The 11,681-nt window shown below is 72.3% G+C and carries 4 protein-coding genes; all 4 read right to left on the bottom strand.

Features of this window, described 5'->3' with window-relative positions; genetic code table 11:
- Positions 1–352: 352 nt before the first annotated feature.
- The 4 genes from JHW41_RS06175 to JHW41_RS06160 all read right to left on the bottom strand — a co-directional run bounded on the left by JHW41_RS06175 (position 353) and on the right by JHW41_RS06160 (position 11,518).
- Positions 353–1,471 carry an acyltransferase family protein gene (locus tag JHW41_RS06175; RefSeq protein WP_284499533.1) on the bottom strand — a complete coding sequence of 373 codons (1,119 nt, stop codon included), beginning with the start codon at positions 1,469–1,471 and terminating at the stop codon, positions 353–355.
- Positions 1,468–1,908: a chemotaxis protein CheW gene (locus JHW41_RS06170; RefSeq protein ID WP_123647086.1), complete on the bottom strand. Its 441-nt coding sequence runs from the start codon at positions 1,906–1,908 to the stop codon at positions 1,468–1,470. The genes JHW41_RS06175 and JHW41_RS06170 overlap by 4 nt, the downstream gene beginning before the upstream one ends.
- 387 nt (positions 1,909–2,295) lie before the next feature.
- The gene (locus JHW41_RS06165) at positions 2,296–4,635 is read right to left on the bottom strand and encodes a chemotaxis protein CheB (protein ID WP_250449359.1); all 2,340 of its coding nucleotides are present in this window, start codon (positions 4,633–4,635) and stop codon (positions 2,296–2,298) included.
- Complete coding sequence (locus tag JHW41_RS06160) at positions 4,628–11,518, bottom strand: Hpt domain-containing protein (RefSeq protein ID WP_250449358.1); 6,891 nt, start codon at positions 11,516–11,518, stop codon at positions 4,628–4,630. Before JHW41_RS06160 ends, JHW41_RS06165 begins: the two co-directional genes overlap by 8 nt.
- Between the last annotated feature and the right edge of the window lie 163 nt (positions 11,519–11,681).

The raw sequence follows: 11,681 nt of genomic DNA, 5'->3' as shown, positions 1-11,681 counted from the left end.
ACATCGGCGGCGTCGCGTCGGACTTGCATACTGCGGCGTGCGGTCGAGCGCGCGAAAAAAGGCCGAGCCTCAATGCGCCACCGCATCGATGCCGGACGCCGCCACGGCGCCGTGGCACACGGGCCCAACGCGGCCGCAGCGTATGCGGCACCCACGAATCCGCCGCCCGGCACGCGAAAGCGGTTAGGACGTGTTCGAGCGAAAAAATCTCTCGGCAATGGTTGCAGCGACAACCAAAGCGTGACGAAGATCACTTAGCGTTCATCTTGAGCGCGGGCTTCCGTGCCCGATTGCTCGCCCTATGGCACTCGCGATCAGTAGATCCGCCGCAGGCCGCGGCGAAGCGCGCGGCCTAGATCTTGAAGTAGATCCGTCGCGCATCCAGCGCGCGCACCACCAGCCACCACAGCGCGACGAACGCGAGCGCGAACGCCAGCGACGGCAGGTAGGGGCCGAACCGCGGCGTCATCCAGTCGGCGAAACCGTGGCGGTAAAGCGGCTCCAGCCAGCCCAGCGCCATCAGCAGGTACAGCAGCAGCGCCGAACCGGCGTACGCGGCGATCGCGTTGACGCCGAACGCGCGCCCCAGCGGCGGCCAGCCCCTGCGGTCGACCAGCACGTGGCACAGCGCCAGGATCCAGCACGACCAGCCGCCGGCCCACAGCACGTAGGCGGGCGTCCACAGGTTCTTGTTGATCGGCTGCAGCAGGCCGAGCGCCCAGCCCGCGCCGAGGCAAATCGCGCCGGCGACCCACAACTCGCGCATCCGGCCGCGACGCAGCCAATCGCCGGCGCGCAAACCGAGCAGCGTGGTCGCGAGCGCGCCGAGCGTGGAGACCAGTCCTTCCGGATCGTGGCCGCGGCCGCTGGCGGGGTCGATCTGGTAGACGTGCGCGCCGAAGATCGCGAAATCGATGCGGCTGGCGATGTTGACGAACGGTTCGTAGCTGCCGCCCGCGGCGAGCAGGCCGAAATAGCCCAACAGCAGCGCGCCCCACAACGCCCATTGTGCGCGCGCCGGCAGGTACAGGGCGATGCACGCGGCCGCGGCGAAGCACAGGCCGATGCGTTGCAGCACGCCGGGCACGCGCAGGAACTCGCGATCGACGACCCACATCGCGATCAGGTGCAGCAGCAGGCCCAGGCCGAAGATGCGCAGCGCGCGCCACAGCGCCGGTCGCAGCAGCGCCGGCCTCGGCGTGCCGGCGTCGAGACGCGGCAGCATCGCCAGCGCGATCGACACGCCGACGATGAACAAGAACATCGGGAAGACCAGGTCGGTCGGAGTGAAGCCGTGCCAGTCCGAATGCAGCAGCGGCGCGTAGACGTGGCTCCAGTCGCCGGGATCGTTGACCAGCAGCATCGCCGCGACGGTCAGCCCGCGCAGGGCGTCGACCGAGGCGTAGCGTTTGGGCGACGGCGCGCGCGGCGCGGCGGCGGACGCCGGGCCCTGCGCCGGCGCCGCGCTCACGCGGCTTGCGCGAGGGCTTCGCCGATCATCGCCTCGACCGCTTCCAGATCCGGCAGCAGCGCGGCGTCGTCGTTGAGACGCACCCGCGCCTGCACGCCCAGCGGCAGCGCTTCGTCCTCGCGGCTCTGCAGGTACAGGCCCGACGCGGACACGGTGACCAGGCGCGGGAAGCCCTGGGTCAGCATCGCGAAGTACGGCAGGCGCGAGGCCGCGCTGAGCGCCTTGAGCACGACCACCTTGCTGCCCAGGCCGCCAGGTTCGCGCGCCAGGCCCGACAGTTCGCCGAAGGCGATCATCGGCAGGCTCCAGCCGCGCCAGCGGATCTGGCCGAGCAGCCAGCGCGGCGCGTTGGCGATCGGCGCCGGCGGCGCGTACGACAGCACCTCGGCGATGGTGGCGTTGGGCAGCAGCAGGCGCGCGCCGGCCACCTGGATCATGACCCCGCGGATGTCGTTGGCGGCGCCCTGGGCGAGCGCGCCGTCGTCGGGCGCGCCGTCGTGGGCCGCGGCCTGCGCGACCTCGTTCGTGGCGGCCGGGTCGGCCGCGGCGTCGTCGCGATCGGGAGTTTCGTTGGACATCGCGCGGTTCCTCGCCGCGTCGCGCGCGGCCGTGTGGCTGAAGCTCCGCCGGGCGGAGCCGTGTGGACGGTAGCGGCGCGCGCGCGCCGCCGGGGTGTCGCCCGCGCGCCGCATCGCTGCGGCGGCGGTGAAGGCCGCAACGCGGGACGCGCGTCCCGCGTGGATCGCCGGCGGCGATCGCGGCCGGCGATGCCGGGCCCGCGCATCCGCGCGCCCGTCAGCCGGCGCGCGAACCCGCGCCCGCGATCACTGGCGCGACCAGCGCGCCGCCAACCGCGCCGCCAGTTCGGCCGGCTGGCCGCTGCCGGCGCCGCGCGCGATCGCGGCGCTGGCCGCGGCCGCGTCGTAGCAACCGTCCGGCGCCTGTCCGGCGACCATCGCGCCGTTCGCCGCCAGCGCCATCGCCGCGTCGACCTGGGCCGGTTCGGCGCCGCTGAACAACAGCACCGCGCTGTCGCCGGCCGGCAGGACCTCGAGCACCTCGCCGCCTTCGGCGAACTGGATGCCGCTGTCGGAGACCTCGATGCCGATCCCGGCGGGCAGGATGTAGATCACCCCGGCGATGGTGCGCGCACCGGCTTCGGCCAGCTTCACCAGCACCGGCGTGGCGCGCTGCATCTGCGCCACCAGCTTGTCGTAACGGCCGCCGTCCAGGCGCTGTTGCACCAGCACCGGACGGTCGAAGTTGTCCGGCAGCGCGCCGAGCAGCTGGCGCACTGCGTCCGGGCCGCCGATGCCGGCCAGCACCAGCACCGCGCCGCCGCGGCCGCCGCTGGCGACGGCGTCGGCTTCGGCCGGGCCGTCGGCGACCAGCTCCAGGCCGGAGATGCGCCGTTCGATCTCTTCCAGGTCGTGCCGCGGCCCCGGCGGCGCATGCGCACCGCTCTGGCCGGTCGCGGCTTCGACCAGGCTGGTTTCGTCGGCGAACGACCAATCCGGCACCGACGGCGCGACCGGGGCGGGACCCTTGGGCTGCGCCGGCGCGGGTTCGTCGCTGGCGAACTCCAGCGTGCTGTCGAAGCTGCGGGCGGGCGTCGCCGGCGGCAACGGCGGCGGCACGCTGCCGTCGTCGAAGTCCAGGCCGGCGCCGGCCTCGTTGCCACTCGCGGCGAACGTCGCGTCCAGATCGACCAGTTCCTGCACCTGGCCGGGCGCCGGCGCGCGCCACATTTCCATCTCGCCCAGACCGGCCTCGTCGAGCGGCGGCAATCCGGCGTCGGCGCCTTCGGCCTGCCAGTCGTGGCGCTGGCCGTTGAACGGCTGCGCTTCGCCCGGCACCTGGGTCGAGTAATCGCCGGCTTCCAGGGTCAGGTTGGAGAAGTCGAATTCCAGATCGTTGCTGTCGCGCGACGCGGCCGGCGCGCTCGCGCCGATGGATTCGTCGCCGGGGCCGAGCGCCTGGCGGGCGAAGAACTCGCGCGCCTCGTCGGGCAGCGGCGGCGGCTCGGTCAGCACGCGGTCGCCGGCCGAACCGGTCGGCGCGACGCGGTCGAGCTCGCCCAGCGATTCGCCGCCGAAGGACAGCGGATCGGCCGGCAATTCGGCCGAAACAGGATCGAAACTGGCGTGCGCCGCGGGCACCGGCGGCGGTTCGTCGCCGGGATCGAACGCGGGCAGCGCTTCGACCGCTTCGATTTCCTCGATCTCGCCGAAATCGGCGGCATCGAAGCGAGCAGCGGCGTGGCTGGAGGGCTCGCTGGCGGGCGCTTCGAAACCGGCGGGCTCGAAGTCGATCGAGTCGAGGCGGGCCGGGTCGAGATCGGCCGCGTCCAGATCGGCCGCATCCAGATCGGCCGCGTCGAGCGCGGTCGAGTCGAGCGCGCTCGCATCGAGCGCGCCCTGGTCGAAACCGATCGAGTCCAGGCCGGCGGCATCCGGGTCCGGCTGCGCCGCGGCCGCGGCCGCGGATTCGGCGGCGTCGAACTGCACCCGCGCGGCGCCGTCGTCGAACTCGACGTATTCGGCCGCCGGCTCGGCGATGTCCAGGGTGTATTCGGCGGCCGCGGCATCCTCGCGCGACGACGGCGCATCGACCGAGAACTCGGTCGATGCCGGCGCGAACTCGGCGGCGGCCAGCGCGGCCGCGGCGCCGGGGCGCACGAACGCCAGCACGTTGTCGCCGGCGGCCGGCGCCTGGGTTTCGGCCGGTTCCTGCGCCAGCGGCGAGCCTTCCTGCAGCGGCCGCTGGAATCCCTCGGCCTGCAGCGCAGGCGGCGCCGGCTGCTCGGGCTCGCGGCCCGGCGGCAGCACGTCGCCGTGGCGATGCAGCTTGGCGGTGAGGTGGCGCGCCCAGCGCGCCGCGTCCCAGCCTTCGCGCGCGGCGGCCAGTTCGGCCTCTTCGAAGATCACTTCGATCGAGGGATCGACCAGCAGGTTCTCGAACCGGTCCAGCGCATCCTCGGCGGCCGGATCGAGCACGACCACGACCACGTCGGGGTCGGCCGCATCCAGCGCCTTGGGGTCGAGCACGGTCGGATCGCCTTCCAGGACCAACTGCGCGCCGGCCTCGACCAGCGCATTGCGCAGGCGCTCGCAGGCCACGCCCGCGCGCGCCAACAACACTACACGACGATCGCCGTCAGCCATGGTGACGCGCGATTCCCAACAGTTCGAACACGTTCCGAATCAATTCCGGCTCCTGGTATGGCTTGCCGAGATAGCGTTCGACGCCGATCTCGAACGCGCGCTGGCGGTGTTTCTCGCCGCTGCGCGAGGTGATCATCACGATCGGCACGTTGCGCAGGACCGGATCGGCCTTCATCTGCGTGGCCAATTCGTAGCCGTCCATGCGCGGCATCTCGATGTCGAGCAGCATCAGGTCGGGCACGCGCTCGGCCATGCGCTCGAGCGCGTCGATGCCGTCCTTCGCCGCGACCACTTCGAAGTTGTGGCGCTCCAGCACGCGGCCGGTGACCTTGCGCATGGTGACCGAGTCGTCGACCACCATCACCAGCGGCACCTTGCGCGCCTCGACCGGCACCGCCGGCGGCGGCGCGCTCTGGGCGAAGTCCAGCAGCTGCGCGGTGCGGCGGCGCACCAGCGGGGCGACGTCGAGGATCACCACCACGCGGCCGTCGCCCATGATGGTGGCGCCGAAGATGCCCGGCACCGAGGCCACCTGCGGGCCGACCGGCTTGACCACGATTTCGCGGTTGCCCACGACCTGGTCCACCGACACCGCCGCGCGCAGGTCGCCCGAGCGGATCAGCAGCAACGGCATCTGCAGCTGGCCTTCGGCCTTGGCCGGCGCGTGGCCGACCAGCACGCCGAGGTCGTGGACGTGGTAGTCCTCGCCGCCGTAGCGGTAGGCCACGTCGCCCTGGTCGAGCAGGTCGCGCGAGAGCCGGCCGACGCCGCGCACGGAGGCGATCGGCACGGCGAAGGTGGTGTCGCCGATGCGCACGAACACCGCCTGGGTGACCGCGAGCGTCTGCGGCAGGCGCAGGGTGAAGCGCACGCCCTGGCCGGGCGTGGACTGGATGTCGAGCGCGCCGCCGAGCTGGCGCACTTCGCTGGCGACCACGTCCATGCCGACGCCGCGGCCGGCCAGGCGGCTGACCTCGTCGGCGGTGGAGAAGCCCGGCTCCAGGATCAGCATGTCCAGGTCGGAGTCGGACAGCACCGCGTCGCTGCGGACCAGCCCGCGTTCCTCGCCGCGGCGGCGGATCGCCGCGCGGTCCAGGCCGGCGCCGTCGTCGGCGACTTCCAGCACCACTTCCGAACCTTCGCGGCGCACCGCGATGCGCACCGTGCCTTCGTCGGCCTTGCCGGCGGAACGGCGCTTGGCCGGGGTTTCCAAGCCGTGCGCGACCGCGTTGCGCAGCATGTGTTCCAGCGGCGCGGTCATGCGTTCGAGCACGTTGCGGTCGAGTTCGCCCTGGGTGCCTTCCAGCTTCAGCGCGACCTGCTTGCCGAGTTCGCTCGAGGCCTGGCGCACCACGCGGCGCAGGCGCGGCAGCAGCGTATCGAACGGCACCATGCGCGTGCGCATGAGGCCTTCCTGCAGCTCCGAGCTGACGCGCGACTGTTGCAGCAGCAGGGTTTCGTACTGGCGGGTCAGGTCGTCGAGGGTGATCTGCAGGCTGTTCTGGTCGGCCGCCGATTCCGACAGCGCGCGCGAGAGCTGCTGCAGGGTCGAGAAGCGGTCCAGTTCCAGCGGATCGAAGGAATGCTCGCCGGCATCGCCCTCGCGCTGGTAGCGCGCGATGATCTGCGCCTCGGTTTCGATTTCCAGGCGGCGCAGCTGGTCGCGCATGCGCAGGTTGGTCTGCGCCATTTCCGCGATCGCGCCGCGGAACGCGCCGAGCTGCTGTTCCAGGCGGGCGCGGTAGATCGCGACCTCGCCGGCGTAGTTGACCAGGCGGTCGAGCAGGTCGGCGCGGATGCGCACCTGCTCCTGCGGGGCGCGCACGCCGATGTCGTCGTCGTCGGCCAGCGGCGCGGCGTCGACGATCGGCGCGGACAGCGGCTTGAGGCCGGTGTCGTCGACAACCGCTTGCTCGGGCGCGGCGACGGCGGCGGGCGCCTCGATCGTGCCCAGGTTCAGTTCGCCGCGCGAACGCGCCTCGAACATCGCGATCAACGCCGTCGGCATCGCGATGGCCTTGCGCTGGCCGACCCGGGTGACCATCGCATGCAGGCGGTCGAAGCCGCGCTCGAGCAGGACCACGCTGTCGCGGCCCAGTTCGGTGCGGTGGTCGACCACCGATTCCAGCAGCGACTCCATGACGTGGCCGAGTTCGCCCACGGCCATGATGCCGGCCATGCGCGCGCCGCCCTTGAGCGTGTGCAGGTCGCGCTGCAGGCCGACCAACAGTTCGCGCTCGCCCGGCGTTTCGCGCAGCTGCGCGAGCAGGCCGTCGGAGTGGTCGAGCAGGTCGCCGCCTTCTTCGACGAAGATGTCGACCAGTTCGGGATCGAGCTCGCTCAGGTCCAGCGCCTGGTCCGGATCCGGATCGGCGTTGGCGGCCTTGGCGAACGCCGCAGCCAGCGCGGCGGACACGCCGGCGACGGTGCTCGCGGCGACGGCGGGTTCGGCTTCGTCGTTGGCGGCGGGCGCCTGTTCGTCCAGGTGCGCGGCATCGTGCAGGTAGGCCGGCTCCAGCGCATCGGCCTGGGCCTGATCGCGGGCCAGGCGCTCGGCCGCGTACTGCGCTTCCAGGCGTTCGTATTCCTGGCGCTCGGCTTCGGCCTGCTCGGCGGCGAGACGCTCGGCTTCCAGACGTTCGGTTTCGGCCTGCTCGGCAGCGAGGCGCTCGGCTTCCAGTCGTTCGGCTTCGGCCTGCTCGGCGGCGACGCGCTCGGCTTCCAGTCGTTCGGCTTCGGCCTGTTCGGCGGCGAGGCGTTCGGCTTCCAGGCGTTCGGCTTCGGCCTGTTCGGTGGCGAGACGCTCGGCTTCCAGACGCTCGGCTTCGGCTTGCTCGGCGGCGAGGCGTTCGGCTTCCAGGCGTTCGGCTTCCGCCTGCTCGGCGGCGAGGCGCTCGGCTTCTGCTTGCTCCGCCGCGACACGCTCGGCGGCCAGACGTTCGGCCTCCGCCTTTTCGGTCTCGGCGCGTTCGGCTTCCAGACGCGCGGCTTCGGCCTCGGCGGCGTACTGCGCTTCCAGGCGCTCGTATTCCAGGCGTTCTTCTTCGGCGAGGCGGTCGGCCTCTGCCTTTTCCGCCGCGACACGCTCGGCTTCGGCCTGTTCGGCGGCGGTACGCTCGGCTTCCAGGCGTTCGGCTTCGGCCTGCTCAGCGGCAATGCGCTCGGCTTCGAGACGTTCGGTCTCGGCTTGCTCGGCGGCAACGCGTTCGGCTTCGAGACGCTCGGCCTCGGCTTGCTCGGCGGCAACGCGTTCGGCTTCGAGACGCTCGGCTTCGGCTTGCTCGGCGGCAACACGTTCGGCTTCGAGACGTTCGGCCTCGGCCTGCTCAGCGGCAACGCGCTCGGCTTCGAGACGTTCGGCCTCGGCCTGCTCGGCGGCAACTCGTTCGGCTTCGAGACGTTCGGCCTCGGCCTGCTCGGCGGCAATGCGCTCGGCTTCGAGACGCTCGGCCTCGGCCTGTTCGGCGGCAACGCGTTCGGCTTCGAGACGTTCGGCCTCGGCCTGCTCGGCAGCAATGCGCTCGACTTCGAGACGCTCGGCTTCGGCCTGCTCGGCGGCAACACGCTCGGCTTCGAGACGTTCGGCCTCGGCTTGCTCGGCGGCAACGCGTTCGGCTTCAAGACGCTCGGCTTCGGCGTGCTCGGCGGCAATGCGTTCGGCGTCCAGGCGCTCGGCTTCGGCCCTGCGCTCCGCCGCTTCGCGCTCGAGCGTCGCGTCGCTCTGGCCGAGCGACCCGGCGAAGGAGGCGAAGTCGATGGTGAACTCCGACGTGCCGCGGCCGTCGCTGCGGCCCTCCGGCACTTCGGCGCCGCCCGGGCCTTCGCCCTGGAACGCGCTGAGGTCGGTGGCGCTGAGCTCGCCCGCGACTTCGCTCGCCGGCTGGTCGAAGCCCGCGTCGAACTCGTCGGCGATCATCGGCAGGCGCGCGTCCGGCAAGCTGTCGCGCAACGCGGCGATGCGCTCGGGCAGGCCGAGGAACAGCGGCACGTGCGGCGTCGCCGACTTCAGCGCCTGGATGGTGGTGCGGATCGCCGCGGCGACCGCGTCCATCGCGGCCACGCCCTCGGCGCTGGCCGGCGCGCCGCTGGCGAGCAGGCGCTTGACGTAGGCTTCGGTCGGTCCGGTGACGTCGGTGATGACCGGCACTTCGGTCATCGCGAACGCGCCGTTCATGGTGTGGATGGAGCGCTGCAGCGCGTCGTTGGCCGGCTGCGGGCGCACGCGCGCCGCGGCCAGCCACGATTCGATCGTGACCAGGTGGCCGGCGACTTCGCCGTCGAGGATCTCCAGCAGCACCGGGTCGACCGAGGCCGGCACGTACGGGCCGTCGGCGACCGGCGCCGCGGCGGCTTCCTCGACCGCGGCCTCGACCGCGGGCACCGGCGGCTGATAGAAGGCTTCCTCGCCGCTGGCGAGCAGGTCGGCGTGCGCTTCCAGGCCGGCGACGTCGACGCTCAGCGGCGCCTCGTTGCGCAGCGCGGCGTAGAAGGCCGGCATTGCGCGGTAGGCCTGATCGACCAGGTCCAGCACTTGCGGGCTGGCGACGCGGCCATGCTCGCGCACGCGGTTGAGCAGGTTTTCGATCTTCCAGCTGAACTCGCCCAGGGTCTTGGCGCCGACCAGGCGGCCGCTGCCCTTGAGGGTGTGGAACACGCGGCGGACCGGCTGCACCCGGGTCAGGTCGTCCGGCGCTTCGCGCCAGGCCGGCAACAGCTGTTCGAGATTGCCGATCTCTTCCTCGAATTCCTCCAGGAAGATCTCGCGCACTTCGTCGTCGATGTCGTCGACCTGTTCGAAGCCGCCGTGGGCGCCTCCGGACGGGGTCAGGAACGACGGCGGCGCCGACGGCACCGCTTCGACCAGCGCGGTGTTGACCAGCCCGCCGGACACGCGTTCGGTGAGGTCGGCCGGTTCGGCCGCCGGCGCCTGCGAGGGCTCGGCGTCGAACGCGGACGCGTACTGGGCGGCGCCGTGTTCGGTATCGATCGACAGCGGCTCGCCGTCGGCGCGCTGCGGCGCTTCGATCTCGGCCAGGCCCCATTCGGGTGCGACCGGAATCTGCGGCGGCAGCGCTTCGGCGGCCGGCGGCTGCGGCGCGGCGGCGGATTGCGCCGGCGCGCTCGTGGCCGACGCGCTCGCGTCTGGCACGCCCGCGACGGTCTCGGCCGGCGGCTCGATCCGGATCACGTCCGGCAGCGGCCAGTAGCGCAGGGCTTCCAGGCTCTGGCGGGCGATGTCGAGGATGTCGTCGCGGTTCGGGCGCTGCTCGCGCAGCGCTTCGAGGTAGTACTCCAGGCTGGCCAATGCGTCGGCCAGGGTGTCGAGCTGCTGGCCGCTGGGCACGCGGCGGCGGCCGATCAGCTCGACTTCGGTGTAGCGCTTGACCCCGGTGAGGTAATCGGCGGCCAGCGGCAGTTCGATCATGCGCAAGGCGCCGGCGACTTCGTCGAGCACGCGCGGCACTTCGCTGAGTTCCTCGTGATCCCACTTGGTCTCGACGAAGGCGACGAAGGACTGGCGGGCGTCGCCGAAGTTGGCGATGGCTTCGCGCGCGACCACGTCGAGCACCTTGCGCGCCTCGCCGGCGAGCAGGTCCTCTTCGGCCTTGTCCTCGGGCAGGCCGAGACGGCTGACCTGATCGTCGAGCGAGGCGTCCACGTACAACAGCGCGCCGGCGACGTCGAGCAGGGTGCCTTCGTCGGCGGCGCGGCGGCCCTCGACGATCTCGTTCATGGCGTCGCGCTGCTGCAGCACGACGGTGCGGGCCATGCCCAGGCCCATCATGCCGAGGGTGTCGCTGACCCGCGCCAGCGCCTCGACCTGCGGACGCAGTTCGCCCGGGTCGGTCTGGTTGGTGCGCAGGTGCAGGTCGAGCGCGTCCTTGACCCGCAGCAGGTCTTCCTTGATCGCCGCCGCGACCGTGTCGAGCAGCGCGCGGTTGCGACCGCTGAGGCTGCCGCGGGCGTGTTCGAGTTCGGATTCGCTCGGCAGCTGCGAGGCCAGTTCGAAGGTCTGGCGCAGGTCGTCCAGGGCCGGATGACGGCCGTCGCTGTGGGCCACGTGGTAGAGCAGCTGGCGGGTCGGCTCGGCCGCGGGTTCGCCGCGCGGCGCGCTGAAGCCGTCGTCGGACAGCAGCTGGCGCGCTTCGCGCTCGACCCCGCCGAAGGCCTGGCGCAGCGCGCGGGTCGGCGGCAGCGCGCCGTCGCGCACCGCGTGGGCCACGGCCGAAGCCACCCACAGCATGCGCCGCACCGGTTCCAGCACGGCTTCGGCGAGCAGGCCGTCGATGGCCGAGGCCAGTTGCACGACCTTGCCCGGCGCGCCGTCCTCCGGCCACGCGGCCAGGGCTTCGCGCAGCGAGGCCAGGTGCGGCGCGCTGGCGTTGCGGCCGCCGGCCGCGCCGACCGGCAGCGGCGGCGGCAGGTGCGCCGGCAGCGGACGGTCGAGGTTGGGCGCGAACAGCACGCTTTCGTTGAGCCCGGACTCGCCGCGGGTGGCGCGCAGCTCGTTGAGCAGCGGCAGCAGCACGATCGGAATGTCGCGGTGGCCGCCCTGCAGGCGTTCCAGGTAGTCCGGCAGCAGCACCACGCCGCGCATCAGCGCCGCGCAGGCTTCGTCGCGGTCGTGCACGCCGCCCTGTTGCAGCGCCAGCGCCAGCCGCTCCATTTCCTCGGCGACCATCGCCGGGGCGTACAGCTCGACCATGCGCAGGGTGCCATGCACCTGATGCAGATGATTCGCGCACACGCGCATGCGCGCGGCGTCGGCGGGATCTTCGGCAAACGCCTCGATCTCCTGCCGCGCCTGGCGCAGGGTTTCGTCCAGCTCGGGCTTGATCCAGCCCAGCGTGGTGGTGTCGATGGCTTCGCGCAAGGCGGTCATGGCGCGCTCCGCCCGTCGGCGCGGCCGCGTCGCGGACGCGGTGCGTGGCTCAGCCAGCGATGTGTCGGACGCTTCATCCTCGGTACAACCCTTTCGTATGTCTGTATCGGAGCCGCTGTCTGCCTTGCAACAACCGTGCCCGCGCTTCCTGCGGCTCCTGCCC

The organism is Lysobacter enzymogenes (assembly GCF_023617245.1).
GTDB lineage: Bacteria > Pseudomonadota > Gammaproteobacteria > Xanthomonadales > Xanthomonadaceae > Lysobacter > Lysobacter yananisis.
The sequence above is the reverse complement of the archived record's forward strand: the minus strand, read 5'-3'. Positions and strand labels throughout refer to the sequence as shown.

Coding starts and splice junctions, on each gene's coding strand:
- JHW41_RS06170 (WP_123647086.1), bottom strand. CDS start 1,908: ATGATCCAGGTGGCCGGCGCGCGCCTGCTGCTGCCCAACGCCACCATC.
- JHW41_RS06165 (WP_250449359.1), bottom strand. CDS start 4,635: ATGGCTGACGGCGATCGTCGTGTAGTGTTGTTGGCGCGCGCGGGCGTG.
- JHW41_RS06160 (WP_250449358.1), bottom strand. CDS start 11,518: ATGACCGCCTTGCGCGAAGCCATCGACACCACCACGCTGGGCTGGATC.